Annotated in this window: 14 protein-coding genes; 10 read left to right on the forward strand and 4 right to left on the reverse strand. The window is 63.2% G+C overall.

Going from position 1 to position 15,864, the window contains the following annotated elements; all coding sequences use genetic code 11:
• Nucleotides 1-5 precede the first annotated feature (5 nt).
• Entirely contained in the window at nt 6-1,040 is a 1,035-nt protein-coding gene (locus RGQ15_RS20470; RefSeq protein WP_311162701.1) for a tartrate dehydrogenase, read from the forward strand.
• 12 nt (nt 1,041-1,052) lie between these two features.
• A complete protein-coding gene (locus tag RGQ15_RS20475; protein WP_311162702.1) occupies nt 1,053-2,513 on the forward strand; it encodes an NAD-dependent succinate-semialdehyde dehydrogenase in 1,461 nt (486 codons plus the stop codon).
• Between the two features lie 163 nt (nt 2,514-2,676).
• Here the strand turns inward: RGQ15_RS20475 and RGQ15_RS20480 are convergent, their stop codons facing one another.
• The 3 genes from RGQ15_RS20480 to RGQ15_RS20490 are packed head-to-tail and all read right to left on the reverse strand — an operon-like array spanning nt 2,677 to nt 4,981.
• Nucleotides 2,677-3,033 (reverse strand): cupin domain-containing protein, encoded by a 357-nt coding sequence (locus tag RGQ15_RS20480; RefSeq protein WP_311162703.1) that lies wholly within the window; start codon nt 3,031-3,033, stop codon nt 2,677-2,679.
• Nucleotides 3,030-4,307 (reverse strand): NAD(P)/FAD-dependent oxidoreductase, encoded by a 1,278-nt coding sequence (locus RGQ15_RS20485; protein WP_311162704.1) that lies wholly within the window; start codon nt 4,305-4,307, stop codon nt 3,030-3,032. The genes RGQ15_RS20480 and RGQ15_RS20485 overlap by 4 nt, the downstream gene beginning before the upstream one ends.
• Before the next feature lie 5 nt (nt 4,308-4,312).
• Nucleotides 4,313-4,981 carry a haloacid dehalogenase type II gene (locus RGQ15_RS20490; protein ID WP_311162706.1) on the reverse strand — a complete coding sequence of 223 codons (669 nt, stop codon included), beginning with the start codon at nt 4,979-4,981 and terminating at the stop codon, nt 4,313-4,315.
• Nucleotides 4,982-5,275: 294 nt separating this feature from the next.
• Here RGQ15_RS20490 and RGQ15_RS20495 point away from each other — a divergent pair, with 294 nt between their 5' ends.
• From RGQ15_RS20495 to RGQ15_RS20525, 7 genes are all read left to right on the forward strand, one after another.
• Nucleotides 5,276-6,091: a GNAT family N-acetyltransferase gene (locus RGQ15_RS20495; protein ID WP_311162707.1), complete on the forward strand. Its 816-nt coding sequence runs from the start codon at nt 5,276-5,278 to the stop codon at nt 6,089-6,091.
• 14 nt (nt 6,092-6,105) lie between these two features.
• Nucleotides 6,106-7,482 carry an aspartate aminotransferase family protein gene (locus RGQ15_RS20500; protein WP_311162708.1) on the forward strand — a complete coding sequence of 459 codons (1,377 nt, stop codon included), beginning with the start codon at nt 6,106-6,108 and terminating at the stop codon, nt 7,480-7,482.
• A complete protein-coding gene (locus RGQ15_RS20505) occupies nt 7,482-8,396 on the forward strand; it encodes a 2-hydroxyacid dehydrogenase (protein WP_311162709.1) in 915 nt (304 codons plus the stop codon). Before RGQ15_RS20500 ends, RGQ15_RS20505 begins: the two co-directional genes overlap by 1 nt.
• 338 nt (nt 8,397-8,734) lie before the next feature.
• On the forward strand, nt 8,735-10,348 hold the full coding sequence (locus RGQ15_RS20510) for an ABC transporter substrate-binding protein (RefSeq protein WP_311162710.1): 1,614 nt from the start codon (nt 8,735-8,737) through the stop codon (nt 10,346-10,348).
• A gap of 57 nt (nt 10,349-10,405) precedes the next feature.
• The gene (locus RGQ15_RS20515) at nt 10,406-11,359 is read left to right on the forward strand and encodes an ABC transporter permease (RefSeq protein ID WP_311162711.1); all 954 of its coding nucleotides are present in this window, start codon (nt 10,406-10,408) and stop codon (nt 11,357-11,359) included.
• The gene (locus RGQ15_RS20520; protein WP_311162712.1) at nt 11,359-12,201 is read left to right on the forward strand and encodes an ABC transporter permease; all 843 of its coding nucleotides are present in this window, start codon (nt 11,359-11,361) and stop codon (nt 12,199-12,201) included. Before RGQ15_RS20515 ends, RGQ15_RS20520 begins: the two co-directional genes overlap by 1 nt.
• Entirely contained in the window at nt 12,201-13,838 is a 1,638-nt protein-coding gene (locus RGQ15_RS20525) for an ABC transporter ATP-binding protein (protein WP_311162713.1), read from the forward strand. The genes RGQ15_RS20520 and RGQ15_RS20525 overlap by 1 nt, the downstream gene beginning before the upstream one ends.
• A 6-nt stretch (nt 13,839-13,844) precedes the next feature.
• Here RGQ15_RS20525 and RGQ15_RS20530 read toward each other — a convergent pair whose 3' ends face one another.
• Nucleotides 13,845-14,324 carry an Lrp/AsnC family transcriptional regulator gene (locus tag RGQ15_RS20530; RefSeq protein WP_311162714.1) on the reverse strand — a complete coding sequence of 160 codons (480 nt, stop codon included), beginning with the start codon at nt 14,322-14,324 and terminating at the stop codon, nt 13,845-13,847.
• Between the two features lie 218 nt (nt 14,325-14,542).
• Here RGQ15_RS20530 and RGQ15_RS20535 point away from each other — a divergent pair, with 218 nt between their 5' ends.
• Nucleotides 14,543-15,862 (forward strand): NAD(P)/FAD-dependent oxidoreductase, encoded by a 1,320-nt coding sequence (locus RGQ15_RS20535; RefSeq protein ID WP_311162715.1) that lies wholly within the window; start codon nt 14,543-14,545, stop codon nt 15,860-15,862.
• Nucleotides 15,863-15,864: the final 2 nt, after the last annotated feature.

Here is a 15,864-nt window from a genome sequence, read left to right on the forward strand (position 1 = left end):
CCCATATGACCCATCGCATCGCCCTGATCCCCGGAGACGGGATCGGCAACCCCGTGATCCAATCCGCCATGCAGGTGGCTGAAAAGGCAGCGCCAGGCTTGCTGGAAACACAAACCTTTCCATGGTCTTGCGATCACTATCTTAAAACCGGAAGCATGATGCCCGAAGACGGGATCGAAACCTTGCGGGGGTTCGACGCGATCTTTCTGGGCGCCGTCGGCTGGCCCGAAAAGGTGCCCGACGCGGTTTCCCTGCACGGCCTCCTGCTGCCGATCCGCAAGGCCTTCGTGCAATATGCCAATATCCGTCCGCACCGGCTGCTGCCCGGTGTGCAAGGCCCACTGCGCAAGGAGGCCTTCGATATCCTCTGCATCCGCGAAAACACCGAGGGTGAATATTCCGGGGCCGGCGGCCGGGTGCATCAGGGCACGGAAAACGAGGTGGCCGTTGAAACCGCGATCTTCACCCGCGCGGGGGTCGAACGCATCCTTCTCTTCGGCTTCGAACAGGCAATGACCCGAAGCAAGCGGCTCGCCTCGGTCACGAAGTCGAATGCGCAGAAATATTCGATGGTGTTCTGGGACGAGGTGACGCGCGAGCTCGCGCGGGAATATCCCGAGGTTGAGGTCAGCCATTACCATGTCGACGCAATCGCCGCGCGCATGGTCATGGCGCCTGAAACCCTGGACGTGGTCGTGGCCTCGAACCTGTTCGGCGACATCCTGACCGATCTCGGCGCGGCGATCCAGGGCGGCCTTGGTTTTGCGGCCTCGGCCAATATCGACCCCACCCGCAAGGGGCCCTCGATGTTCGAGCCGGTTCACGGCTCGGCTCCGGATATTGCCCATCTTGGCATTGCCAATCCGATCGCTGCCATCTGGTCGCTCGTGATGATGCTCGACCATCTCGGCGAAGGCGCCGTCGCAGGCCGGATCATGCGTGCCATCGAGACGACGACCGCGCGCGGTATCGGCACCGTGCCGGGGGCCGACACGACAGATCAGATCACCGCGGCCATCGTGACCGCGCTCGAGGAGTAGATGATGAACGTGATGCAGAAATTTCCAGGGCTGTCCGATCCCGACCTTTTCCGCCAGGCGGCGCTGATCGGCGGAAACTGGGTTCAGGCCGCTTCGGGTGCCGTGATCGAGGTTACCGACCCGGCTACCGCAGCCGTGATCGGCACCGTCCCGGACATCTCGGGCGATGAGACGCGCGCCGCGATCAAGGCGGCCGATATCGCCTTCCAGTCATGGCGAGGCCGCCCGCATTCCGAACGCGCGGCCCTGCTCGAGAAATGGTTCTCGCTGATGGAGGAACATGCCGAGGATCTCGCCCTCATCCTGACGATGGAGCAGGGCAAGCCGCTTGCCGAGGCACGGGGCGAGATCGGCTACGGCGCGAGCTTCGTCAAATGGTTCGCCGAAGAGGCGCGCCGGATCGACGGATCGGTCATCCCAGCCCCCGCGGGCGATCGGCAGATCGTGGTCCTGAAGGAACCGGTGGGCGTCTCGGCCATCATCACGCCTTGGAACTTCCCCAATGCCATGATCACGCGCAAGGTCGGGCCCGCGCTGGCCGCTGGCTGCACAGTGGTCATCAAGCCCTCGGAATTCACCCCCTTCTCGGCGCTGGCCCTTGGCGTGCTGGCCGAACGGGCGGGAATCCCGGCAGGGGTCATCAACATCGTGACGGGCATGCCCGCCGAGATCGGAGCCGAGCTGACTGCGAACCCCGTCGTCCGCAAGCTTTCCTTCACCGGCTCCACGCGCGTGGGCTCGATCCTCATGGCGCAATGCGCACCCAGCCTGAAACGCCTCTCGCTGGAGCTTGGCGGCAATGCGCCCTTCATCGTTTTCGACGATGCCGATCTCGAGGCGGCGGTCGAGGGCGCGATTGCGTCGAAATTCCGCAATGGGGGGCAGACCTGCGTCTGTTCCAACCGCATTCTGGTCCAGGCGGGCGTCTATGACGCCTTCGCGGCCAAGCTGTCGGCACGGGTCGCCCGCATGCGCGTGGGACCCGGAACCGAGCCGGGCAACGAGATCGGACCGATGATCAATGCCCCCGCCATCGACAAGATCCGTCGCCATGTCGCAGATGCCCTTGCCAAGGGCGCGAAGCTTCTGGCCGAAGCGCCGGTCCCTGCCGGTGGGCAATATGCCGCGCCGGTCGTGCTTGGCGAGGCGAGCACCGAGATGGAACTCGCAAGCGAAGAAACCTTCGGCCCCGTCGCGCCGCTCTTCCGCTTCGAAACCGAGGCAGAGGCCATCGCGCTTGCAAATGGCACGCCATATGGGCTTGCCGCCTACTTCTACACCGAAAGCCACAAGCGCGCCTGGCGTGTCGGACAGGCGCTGGAATTCGGCATGGTCGGGCTCAATACCGGCTCGGTTTCGACGACGGTTTCGCCCTTCGGCGGGGTGAAGCAATCGGGGCTTGGTCGCGAGGGCGCGCGTGTCGGGATCGAGGAATACCTCGAAACCAAGGCGTTCCACATGGCGGGGCTTTAGGAAAGATCGGGCCAAAGGGTTGACGGGGGCTCCAGGCCCCCGCGCTTTCGAGGCCCCTCGATGGGGCCGCGAAAGCGTTCATTTCCCGTCCCATCGACCGCCACACGAAAAGCGGACGGGCGCCGGCACTGCCGACGCCCGCGCGCTCAGCCCGAGGCGAAGCTTACTCGATCACGACATAGATCTTGCGCACCGTCTCGATCGTCTTCCACGATCCGCGATAGCCGGGCTTCATGACAAAGCTGTCACCCTTGCGATAGGTGACCGTCTCCTTGCCTTCTTCGGTCAGTTCGACCACGCCTTCGAAAAGGTGGCAGAACTCATAGACTTCGCCCTTGATCGAAAGCGTCTCGCCGGGCGTGGCCTCCCAGATGCCGGTTTTCACCCGCCCCTCCTTGCCTTCGTCAAAGGCCCATGTCCGGAACGAGGGATCGCCCGCGATCAGGCGATCTGGCAGAGGTTTCGATGCCTTCGGCTCGGGCAGATTCAGGGGGTCGATCTTGATCAGGAGATTCGTCATTTTACCTTGTCCATTGCCTTGTAATAGAGCCCGACCAGCGGCAGGAACCAGGGCTTGCCGGTATGCAGCGGCACCGCCTGCCATGGCTGATCGGAAAATGGGGTACGATCGGTCCGCCCGGTGATCAGGTCGGCCATGATCTCGCCCATATGGGTTGCGATCTGCGCGCCATGGCCCGAATAGCCCATGGCGTAGTAAAGCCCGTCTGCGAAACCCGCGCGCGGATAGCGGTCCTGCGTCATGTCGACGAGCCCGCCCCAGCAGTAATCGATCTCGGTATCACTCAGATGGGGAAAGATCCCGACCATCGCCCGGCGCAGGATCTCGCCGCTGCGCGCATCGGACTGCTGGTCTGATCGCGCCGAAAAGCGTGCCCGCCCGCCGAAGATCAGCCTGTTGTCCGGCGAAAGCCGGAAGTAATTGCCGATGTTCATCGAGGTGACGCAGGTGCGGTTTCCGGGCAAGGTGGCCCTGACCTCATCTGGTGCGAGAACCCGCGTTGCCAAAAGAAAGCTGCCCACGGGAACGATCCTGCGCCGGAACCAGCCAAAGGCCGGCGGGGTATAGGCGCCTGTCGCAAGCAGCACCTTGTCTGCCGTGACACTCCCGCGGGGGGTTTCAAGCGCCCAGCCACGGCCCATCTCACGGCGCGCGGTCACGGGCGCATCCTCATGGATCTGCGCGCCCCGGCGCGTAACGGCCCCCGCCAGGCCAGACACGAAGCGCCCCATATGCATCATCGCGCTTTTCTTTTGCAGCATCGCCCCGTGAAACTGCTCCGAGCCGATCTCGACCGACAGGTCGTCGCGCGTCAACAGTTCCGTCTCCGGATCGACTTCGGCATGGATCGCCTCGAAGTTCCGGGCGATCGCCTCCATGTGCTGGGGTTTCGAGGCGAGCTTCAGCTTGCCTGTCCTGCGGAAATCGCACTCGATGCCCTCCTCGGCGACCAGACGTTCGATCGTGTCGATCCCCGCATCGAAGGCTAGGTAAAGGGCGCGGGCCTTTTCGGGCCCGAATTCCTTGCGCGCGGCCAGATAGCTATGGGCGATCCCGTTGTTGAGATGTCCGCCATTCCTGCCCGAGGCACCAAAACCCACAGAACGCGCCTCGAGCACCACAACCGAACGTCCCTCGGCGGCAAGCTTGCGCGCTGCCCCAAGGCCGGTGAAGCCGGCCCCGATCACCGCAACGTCGAAATGGCCCGTGACCGGCCCTTTCGCCGCTTCGGTAAATCGGGTTGCGCTGTCGTGCCAGTAGGACACGAATTTCATCCCGGTCAGATCCCGAATACGCCGGGAAGGCCGCCGATATCCCCGATTTCGGTGTAACCGTAATAAGGGTTGGCCGGCTCATGCCCGCGGTTGACCCAGACCTTCGACTTGATGCCCAGATCATGCGCGGTCATCAGGTCGTAACGGAACGAGGATGACACATGCGTGATGTCCTCGGGACCGCAGCCCAGAACGTCCAGCATGTATTCGAAGCCGCGCATCTGTGGCTTGTAGGCGCCGGTTTCTTCGGCGGTGATGACCTTGAAGAACGGCGCGCCCAGCTTCTCGACATTATGGGGGATCTGCACCTTCATCGCATTCGACAGGATCACCAGCGGGATTTCCTGCGCCAGCTTGGCCAGCCCTGCCGGCACGTCGGGATGCGGCCCCCAGGTCGGAACTTCGGCATAGACACGCTGCGCCTGCTCGTCCTGGAAGGGCACGCCGTTCTTTTTGCAGGTGCGCTCCAGCGAATTATGCACGACCTCGGCATAGGGCTTCCAGGCACCCAGGATCTCGTCCAGCCGATAGGCGGCAAAGTCGCGAATGAAGTTCTGCATCGCGGCATCATCCAGCTGATCGCCATAGATCCGGCGCGCGGCACCCGCCATGTCGAAATGGGTCAGCGTGCCATAACAGTCGAAAGTCACGAATTTGGGGCGAAACGAAGCCATGATGTCCTCTTGCGAATGGGATTGGCTTCATCCTACGCGGCCATGTCGGGGCTTCCGGCCGCATTGCTTGCCCGGCAAAGCAGAAAACACCGTAAGGAAAGCCCTCTGCGGCAGAGAGTTGCGGCAGGCATCCGAAAGCTCCTGCGGGCGGGAAGCGGCACAGGCCATACGGCGGCAGATCATGCTGTCATCTGCGGTTGGAACAGCCAAAGATTGCAAGGCGAAGCAGCGATGCCGCGAAAGATCTTCGGGATTCGCGGCAAGATGTGCCGAACCCGAGACAGAAGGCAGCCCATGACCCAGATCCTCACTTTTGACAGGTTCGGCCCCGAACATCTGGACGCGGCACTCCGCCTCTCGCAAGAGGCCGGCTGGCCTCATCGGCGTGACGATTGGGCGCTGGTCGCTTCCGTCAGCGATGGCCTCGTCGGCTTGCAGGACGGGCAGGTCGTGGCAACCGCGATGGCGACCCCGTTCGGCGCGGTGTCGATGGCGAACATGATCATCGTGGACCAGAAGATGCGTGGGCAGGGACTGGGACGAGGGATCATGACCCGTGTCCTTGAACTGACCAGCGCCAGCGCGTGGAGGCTGGTCGCGACGCAGGCAGGCTTGCCGCTTTACCGCAAGCTGGGGTTTGAGGAATGCGGCTTGGTGCATCAGCATCAGGGTCGTGTGGCCGCCTTGCCTGCCCCCGACGGCGTTCGCCTCGGTTCGCTCTCCGACCTGCCCGAGATCCGCGCCATGGATGCAGCGGCAACCGCAGCCGATCGATCGAGACTTTTGGCCGAGTTGCTGCGTCACGGCACCGTCGCCCTGGTCGAGGGGAAAGGCTTTGCCATCAGTCGTGATTTTGGACGCGGCCGGGTCGTCGGACCGGTCATCGCCGATGATGCCGAGACGGCGCGACAACTTCTCGCGTTCCTTATCGCGGGGCACGAGGGCGAATTCATCCGTGTCGATACGCCCGATGACCCGGGCCTGAGTGACTGGCTGGCCGGGCTTGGTCTGCTTCGCGTCGATACCGGCGTCGCGATGCAGCGCGGCGAAACTCACCCCCTGACCGGCACATTCTCGCGCCATGCGCTTGCCGCGCAGGCCCTGGGCTAAGGAAAGCAAGAACCATGCTAAGCAATTCCTCTATCGAACTGGACCGGGCTCATCTGGTCCATCCCGTGGCTTCGTGGCGCGGCCATGAACAATCCGGTGTGCGACTGCTGAAATCCGCCAAAGGCGCGACCGTGACGGATGCCGAGGGCCGCCAGTTGCTGGACGGCTTCGCCGGTCTGTGGTGCGTCAATGCCGGATACGGGCATGAAAGCGTGATCGAAGCGGCGACGCGCCAGTTGCGGGAACTGCCTTATGCGACCGGGTATTTCGGACTTGGCTCCGAGCCTGCTGCCCACTTGGCGGCCCGTCTGGCGGATCGCGCGCCAGGTGAACTGAACCATGTCTATTTCACGCTGGGTGGCTCGGACGCGGTCGACAGCACCGTTCGCTTTGTCCGCTACTACTGGCACGCACGCGGCATGCCGCAAAAGGATCAGTTCATCTCGGTCCAGCAGGGATATCACGGTTCGTCCACGGTGGGCGCTGGCCTGACCGCGCTGCCGGCCTTTCATGCCGGGTTCAACCTGCCGCTCGACTGGCAGCACAAGATCTCGTCCCATTACGCCTATCGCAACCCGGTCGGCCCCGACCCCGAGGCGATCATTGCAGCCTCGGTCGCAGAGCTTCGGGCAAAGGTCGAAAACCTTGGCGGCGCCGAGCGCGTGGCCGCCTTCTATGTCGAGCCGATCCAGGGGTCGGGGGGCGTGCTGGTTCCGCCCAAGGGCTGGATCGGAGCCTTGCGGGAGGTGTGCCGCGAACTCGATATCCTTTTCATCGCGGATGAGGTGATTACAGGTTTCGGGCGCACCGGCCCGCTTTTCGCCTGCGAGGATGAAGGCATAGTTCCCGATATGATGACGACCGCGAAGGGCCTGACCTCGGGCTACGTGCCGATGGGTGCAGTCTTCCTGTCGGATCATGTCTACGAGACGATCGCCGATGGGGCGGGCGCTGCCGCGGTCGGGCACGGCTATACCTATTCCGCCCATCCTGTCAGCGCCGCAGTCGGGCTTGCCGTCCTGGACCTTTACGAAAACGGCCTGCTCGAGAACGGCCGAAAGGCCGGAGCCCGTCTCCTTGCCGGACTCCAGAGCCTTTCCGACCACCCCCTTGTCGGAGATGTCCGGGGCCGGGGGATGCTGGCCGCCATCGAGCTTGTCACGGACAAGGAGAGGAAGACCGCCCTGCCCGTCTCGGCCTCTCCGGCGACGCGGGTTTTCGATAGGGCTTGGCAGAACGGATTGATCGTCCGCGCCTTCGCCCAGGGTGTGATCGGCTATGCCCCGCCGCTTTGCTGTACCGAAGCCGAAATCGACGCCATTGTCGAACGCACACGAACGGTTCTGGACCTGACGCTGGACGACCCCGACATTCGCGCGGCGATGCGTTGATGGCGGTCCTGTTTCTTTCGACGCCGGAACGGGCACAGATCTTTCGCGAGGCCCTGGCCAAGGCACTTCCCGAAGTTGCGTTTTACGCGGGCGAGGCGCCGGACCCTGCAGAGATCCGTTGGGTCGTGACCTGGACCGCGCCCGATGACCTGGCAGAGCGCTATCCGAACTTGCGGCTGATCTTTTCGATCGGCGCGGGCATCGACCAGTTCGACCTTGCCCGCATCCCGCCACAGGTTGGAATTGTCCGCATGCTCGCCCCGGGGATCGCCGAGCAGATGGGCGAATACGCGACCATGGCAACCTTGGCCATGCATCGCGACCTACCAGCCTATCTGGATCGGCAAGCGCGCGGCGAATGGCGGGCAGGCGAAAACCTGCCTGCTGCCCGGCGGCGCGTCGGAGTGATGGGGCTTGGCATGCTGGGCAGCACTGTCCTGGATCGGCTGCGGCCTTTCGGCTTCGATCTGGCAGGCTACAGCCGATCTCCCAAGACGATCGAGGGCGTCGAATGCTTCACCGATTTGTCCGCCTTTCTGGCCCGGACCGACATCCTGATCTGCCTCTTGCCGCTCACGCCTGAAACCGAAGGCGTGCTGAACGCTGATCTTTTTGCCCAGCTTCCGCACGGTGCGCGACTGATCCACCTGGGCAGGGGACGACAGCTTGTGACGAAAGACCTCGTCGCGGCTCTGGACAGCGGCGGGTTGTCCGCCGCCATGCTGGACGTGACCGACCCCGAGCCCCTGCCCGCGGGCCATCCGCTTTGGCGCCATCCCGGCGTCATCGTGACCCCCCACATCGCCAGCCAGACAAGCGCGACAGAAGGCGCCGCGCATGTCGTCGCGGGAATATCGGCAGATCTGCGGGACGGCGTCGTGCCCGGGCAGATCGACCGGGACAAGGGGTACTGACCACGTTTCGCCGCATGACAGCATTTTAGCATATTATGCTGCCAACCGGGAAAATTCGACGCATCGCGCGCCCGGATACGTTTCATTATTTGTCTCAAGGGTTGCCTAATACGGCATTTGGCAACAAGCCCCGACAAAGATCGGGGGCGAATAAAACGGCAGATCATGCCGCGACAGGGAACGTCCGCCCATGAACCCGGCAAGGTTCTCAAGGCAGCATCTCTGCCCGGCCCATCCTGCCATGGTCTTTGCAATTCGGCACCGCCCGCCGGCGGGCCGCACAAATGCTCGCAAGGGCAATCCACCTGCGCCCCAACGCGCAAGAACAGGGAATAAAGATGAGCAATACCGGCATCACGAACTGGACCCGCTCGGATGATGAGATGGTCGAACATGCCCTGCGTCGCGGGGCGAGCCGAAGGGATCTGCTGCGCATGTTCATGGCCGGCGGCATCAGCCTTGCAGCAGGGGGCCTCGTTCTGGGTCGCGCGGATGCGGCTCGGGCCGCGACGCCGGTCAAGGGCGGCCACCTGATCGCCGCGAGCTGGTCTTCCTCGACCGCCGATACGCTGGACCCGGCCAAGGCATCGCAGGCCACCGACTATGTGCGCTGCTGCGCACTTTACAACCGCCTGACGTTCCTGAACGGCGCAGGCGAGGTCCAGATGGAACTGGCCGACAGCATCGAGACATCGGACGCAAAGGTCTGGACGGTCAAGCTGAAGAAGGGTGTGACCTTCCATGACGGAAAGTCGCTCAGCGCGGATGACGTGGTGTTTTCGCTGAACCGCCACCTGGACGAGAGCGTGGGCTCCAAGGTCAACTCGCTTGCCAAGCAAATGACCGAAATCAGGGCGCTGGACCCCAGCACGGTGCAGATCACGCTGGCCGCGCCGAATGCCGACCTGCCGACCATCCTTGCGCTGCACCACTTCATGATCGTGGCCGAGGGAACCACCGATTTCTCGAAGGGCAACGGCACCGGAGCCTTTGCGCTGGAAAGCTTCGAGCCAGGCGTCAAATCCCTGATGAAGCGCCACGAGAACTACTTCAAGCCGGGTGGGGCCCATGTCGACAGCTTCGAGTATTTCGCAATTCCGGACGACACGGCACGGGTCAACGCGCTGCTTTCGGGCGATATTCACCTTGCCGCATCGATCAAACCCCAGGCCATGCGGCTGATCGAATCCGCCGGCAATATCGACGTGGTGCAGAACACCGCCGGCAACTACACGAACTTCAACATGCGCCTTGACCTTTCGCCGGGCGACCGGGCCGGCTTCGCCGAGGGGATGAAATACCTGTTCGACCGCGAGCTCATCACCAAGTCGATCGCGCGCGGTCGGGCCGTCATCGCGAACGACCAGCCCGTGTCGCCGTCGAACCGCTACCATAATGCCGAATTGAAGCCGCGCGAATTCGATCCCGAGCGCGCAAAGTCGCTGTTCGAGAAGGCCGGTCTGCTGGGGCAGGAAATTCCGATCGTCGCATCCGATGCCGCAACCTCGTCGATCGAGATGGCCACGATGCTGCAGCAGGCAGGATCGAAGATCGGCATGAAGTTCGACATTCAGCGTGTACCTTCGGATGGCTACTGGTCGAAATACTGGCTGGCTGCGCCGGTCCATTTCGGCAATATCAACCCGCGCCCCACGCCCGACATCCTGTTCTCGCTGCTCTACACCTCGGACGCGCCCTGGAACGAAAGCCAGTTCAAATCCGAGAAATTCGACAAGCTGGTCCACGAGGCACGCGGTGAACTGGACGAAGCCAGGCGCAAGGAAATCTATGACGAGTGCCAGGTGATCGTCTCGAACGAGGCGGCAACCGCAATCCCGGTCTGGCTGTCGGACATGGAAGCCAAGTCGAAAAAGCTGCAGGGACTCGAGACGAACCCTCTGGGCGGCCAGATGGGCTACGCGATGGCCGAATACGTCTGGCTGGAAAGCTGATCCCCGCCTCGGGGGCCGGAAAAGTCCGGCCCCCGCTTTCGACTGAAAGGTCCCTGCATGAACTTGCAAATTCCCAGACTCGTTCTTGGCCGGTTGGGTGTGGCGATGATCACGCTGCTGATCGTGTCGGCCGCGGTTTTCGGTGCGACGCAGATGCTGCCCGGCGACGTGGCCGAGATTCTGCTTGGCCAGGCCGCGACACCCGAGGCGGTCGCCGGTCTGAGGCGGGCGATGGATCTCGATCAGCCCGCCATCGTGCAATATGCCAATTGGCTTTACGGGCTGATGCATGGCGATCTGGGAACATCCTACGCAAACAGCATGCCGGTCGCGGATCTGATCGGAGGCCGGCTGCTGAACACCTTGCGGCTGGGAGCGGTGACGGCCGCGATCGCCGTGCCGCTTGCGCTTGCACTCGGGATCTCCACGGCAATGTTTCGCGGCTCGACCTATGATCGCGCGATCAGCGCTGCCATCATCGCGATCATCTCGGTTCCCGAATTCATGATCGCGACCCTTGCCGTTCTGGTCTTCGCGGTCTGGCTGAAATGGCTTCCGGCGCTTTCGTTCGGCGATGACGTGCAAAGCATCGGCGAGATGCTCAGGGTCTTTGCCATGCCGGTCATCACCTTGCTTTGCGTCATCTGCGCCCAGATGATCCGGATGACGCGCGCCGCCATGATCAGCGTGCTCGACAGCCCCTATGTCGAGATGGCGCTGCTGAAGGGTGCTTCGCGCCCGCGGATCGTGCTGCGCCACGCATTGCCCAATGCTGTCGGGCCGATCGTCAACGCGGTGGCGCTTTCGCTTTCCTACCTGGTCGGTGGCGTCATCATCGTCGAGACGGTCTTCAACTATCCGGGCATCGCGCGTCTGATGGTCGATTCCGTCGCAACCCGTGACCTTCCGCTGATCCAGAGCTGCGCGATGATCTTCTGCGTCGGCTATCTGATCCTTATCACCCTGGCGGATGTGATCTCGATCCTCTCGAACCCGAGGCTGCGCAAGTAATGGCTGTTTCCTTTCCCACCCCCCGCCGCCTTGGCTACCATATGAGCTGGACCGGCATCGTTGCCGGGCTCATCGTGCTGTTCTGGGCGATCATTGCCATCATCGGCCCCGCGGTGATGCCGCACGACCCAGGCGAGATCATCGATTTCGACTATTTCGGTCCGATGACCGGCGATCTGTGGTTCGGCTCGGACTATCTGGGGCGCGACATGTTTTCGCGCATCCTGATGGGGGCGCGCTACACGGTGGGCATTTCGCTGGCGGCCGTCATCCTCTCCTGTGCGATCGGCGTGCTTCTGGGGATGACCGCAGCGGTCAGCGGCGGATGGTTCGACACGATGCTGAGCCGGGTCCTGGATGCCCTGAACTCGATCCCGTCCAAGCTTTTCGGCCTGGTGATGGTCGCGGCGGTCGGGTCGTCGATCCCGGTCCTGATCCTTGTCCTTGCCGTGATCTACCTTCCCGGCGCCTACCGTTTTGCGCGGGCGCTGGCCGTCAATATCAACACGATGGATTTCGTGCTGGTCGCCCGCGCTCGCGGCGAGCGGACACCCTATCTCATCCTGCACGAAATCCTGCCCAACATGACAGGTCCGGTTCTGGCCGATGTCGGGCTGCGGTTTGTCTTCATCGTGCTGCTGCTGTCGGGCCTGTCCTTTCTCGGGCTTGGCGTGCAGCCCCCCAATGCGGATTGGGGAAGCCTCGTGCGCGAAAACATCGGGGGCCTGTCCTTCGCCGCGCCAGCCGTCATCGTCCCAAGTCTTGCCATCGCCAGCCTGACGATCAGCGTCAACATGCTGATCGACAACCTGCCCACCAAGATCCGCGATCGGAGCCAGTGATGCCGAACCTCGTCGAAATTCGCGACCTTCAGGTCAAGGCCACGACGGATGCGGGAAACATCATCCCGATCATCAAGGGCGTCAGCTTCGACATCGCGCCGGGCGAGATCGTCGCCCTGATCGGAGAAAGCGGTTCGGGCAAGACGACCATCGCGCTCAGCTTGATGGGCTACACGCGCAAGGGATGCGCGCTGTCCGGCGGGTCGATCAGGGTATCAGGGCGCGATGTCCTGACAATGTCCGAGCGTGAACGCCAGGGATTGCGCGGCACCGAGGTCGCCTATGTCCCGCAAAGCGCCGCCGCCGCCTTCAATCCGGCGCTGAGGCTGATCGATCAGGTGATCGAAGTCGCCCGCATTCACGATACCCTGCCCGCCACCGAGGCACGCGCGAAGGCGATCGAGCTGTTTCGCGCCCTTGCCCTTCCCGATCCGGACACGATCGGCGATCGCTACCCGCACCAGGTCTCGGGCGGTCAGCTTCAGCGGCTATCGGCGGCGATGGCCCTGATCGGCGATCCCAAGCTGGTGATTTTCGACGAACCGACGACGGCACTGGACGTGACCACCCAGATCGAGGTGTTGCGTGCGTTCAAATCCGTAATGAAATCAGGCGGCATGGCCGGCGTCTATGTCAGCCACGACCTGGCCGTCGTGGCCCAGATCGCCGACCGGATCGTCGTCCTGAAGGGCGGAGAGGTTCAGGAAATCGGCGAAACCGAGCAGATCCTGCACCGTCCTGCGCATTCCTACACGCGTGACCTTCTGGCTGCGTTCGAACCGGCTGCCCATGCCCGTGCGATCGACCCCGCAGCCAAGAGCGGCGTTCCCGTCCTTGAGGTTTCGCAGGTCTTTGCGGGCTACGGGCCGCGCGGTGCGAATGGCATGCCCCAGAAACTCGTGCTGCGTAACGTCAGCTGCCAGCTGGCGCGCGGCCAGAATCTTGGTGTGATCGGCGAAAGCGGCTCGGGGAAATCGACGCTTGCGCGCGCGATCGCGGGGCTTCTGCCGCCGGCGAGCGGCAAGGTCAAGCTTGCTGGCGCCCTGCTGGAACCTGCAGCCGCGATGCGGTCAAAGGAAGACCTGCGCCGAATGCAAATCGTCTTCCAGCTTGCGGATACCGCGCTCAATCCGGCCCGATCCATCGGCGATATCATCGGACGCCCGCTGAGCTTCTATCACGGGCTGAACGGCGGTGCGAAACAGGCGCGGATCATCGAGCTGCTCGACATGGTGCATCTGCCCGCGACAATGGTTCACCGCCTTCCGGGCGAGCTTTCCGGGGGACAAAAGCAACGGGTGAACCTTGCCCGCGCCCTTGCTGCGAACCCCGAAGTGATCCTGTGCGACGAAATCACCTCGGCGTTGGACACGGTTGTCGCGGCGGCGGTCATCGAAGTGCTGAAGGAATTGCAGCGCGAACTGGACCTGTCCTATGTCTTCATCAGCCACGATCTCTCGACCGTGCAGGCCATCTGCGACGAGGTGATGGTGATGAACGGGGGTGAGACCGTCGAAACGCTCCGTGCCGAAAGCTTGCCGGAGGGCGCGTGCCATCCCTATTCGCGCCTGCTTTTCGACTCTGTGCCGCAGCTCGACACCGGATGGCTGGACAGCCTGCCTGCCCGCTCGCTGTAACCCTGTCTAAAGCTGGAAGATGTTTTTCAGCGGCAGATGGCTCTTCACGAAGGGCGATTTCATCACCACGAAGCTGAAATACTTGTCGATGCCGATCTCGCGGTCGATCAGGCCCTCCATGATGGCCTGATATTCGGTGATACCCGCCGTCACGAATTTCAGCAGGTAATCGTACCCGCCCGAAATCAGGTGGCATTCGATGCATTCCTCGACCTTCATCAGCGCCTCCTGAAAGCGGGCAAAGTCGATCTGGCGGTGGTTCTTGAGCGTGACTTCCGTAAAGACGGTCAGCGTGGGACCCAGTTTCGCGACATTGATCTGCGCGGAATAGCCGGTGATGTATCCCGCCTGCTGCAGCTTCTTGACCCGCATCAGGCACGGGCTAGGCGAAAGATGGACCAGCTCTGCCAGCTCGACATTCGTGATCCTTCCGTTGCGTTGCAACTCATGCAGGATGCGGATGTCGATGCGGTCGAGTTTCAGCATGTCGCGCCTCTTGGGATTTGGCTCGAAGCCTAGGCATAATATTCTGCCTTCTCAAGCCGAAGCAGCCTTTCCGAAGCACAATTCTTACGAAGAACTCAACAAATCATGGCGCTGCTGCCCAAGCCATGTTTAGCACATTGTTTCGGCAACTGCCTCGAAGCGGCAGATGCTTCGGTCTGCGATCGTTAGGTTCGTGACAAAGGAAACAGGAGACTAGGATGCGTGTCCCACTGATGCAGATCACCACCCGGACCGACCTGCCCGACCGGGCCGACGTGGTCGTGATCGGCGGCGGAATTGTCGGGACCTGTGCGGCATATTACCTTGCGCGCCGCGGTGTCTCGGTCGTTCTGCTGGAAAAGGGTGCGATCGGCGCCGAGCAGTCCAGCCGCAATTGGGGATGGTGCCGCCAACAGAACCGCGATGCGCGCGAGCTGCCCATATCGACGAAAAGCCTCGACCTCTGGGACAGGTTCGCGGCCGATATCGGAGAAGATGTCGGCTTCAGGCGTTGCGGGCTCTTGTATCTTTCGAATGACGAGGCCGAGCTTGAGGGCTGGGCACGCTGGCGGGATTTCGCCCGCGGCGAAGGCGTCGTCACCCATATGCTGACGCCGCAGGAAGCCGCCGAACGTGGCCGGGCCACCGGAAAGGCATGGAAGGGCGGCGTCTTTTCACCTTCGGACGGCACCGCCGATCCAAGCCGCGCCGCCCCCGTGATCGCGCTTGGGATCGAGCGACTTGGTGGGCGGGTCGTGCAGCGCTGTGCCGCCCGCGGCCTTGAACTCGAGGGCGGCGCGGTTGCCGCCGTGGTGACGGAAAAGGGCGTGATCCGGACCCGGAACGTGGTGATGTCGGGGGGGGCCTGGGCATCGTCATTCCTGCACCAACTGGGGCTGCGCTTTCCGCAGGCCAGCGTCCGTTCCTCGATCCTGTCGGTCGGGCCCGGTGCGACCCTGCCCGATGCCGTTCACACCAGCCGCGTCTCGGTGACCCGACGCGGCGATGGCAGCTATACGCTTGCCGTATCGGGCGCGGCACGCGTCGACGTGACGCCGCGACAGATGCGCTATTGGTCAAGCTTCCTGCCGATGTTCTTCAAACGCAGGAAATCCCTGGCCCCGGGTGGAACGCAAGGCTGGGCTTCGGGGCACGAAACTCTGCGACGCTGGAGGATGGACAGGGAAACGCCGATGGAGCGGATGCGGGTGCTGGACCCGCGGCCCGATATGGGACAGATCGAGCTGACCCTGTCCCGGGCACGCGAGCTCTTCCCTGCGCTGGCGGGGTCTTCGGTGGCGGCAAGCTGGGCCGGATATATCGACAGCACGCCCGACGGCGTCCCGGCGATCGGCGAAACACGCATCCCGGGGCTCGTCCTGGCTGCGGGCTTCAGCGGCCATGGCTTCGGCATCGGCCCCGGCGCGGGTCATCTGATCGCGGATCTGCTGACAGGGCAAAATCCGATCGTCGACCCCAAACCCTATGCCCCGTCGCGTCTCGACGGATCGGCCTGGGGAAAGGTCGCGGATTTCTAGGA

This window comes from Paracoccus sp. MBLB3053 (genome assembly GCF_031822435.1).
In the GTDB taxonomy this organism is placed as follows: Bacteria; Pseudomonadota; Alphaproteobacteria; order Rhodobacterales; family Rhodobacteraceae; genus Paracoccus; species Paracoccus aurantius.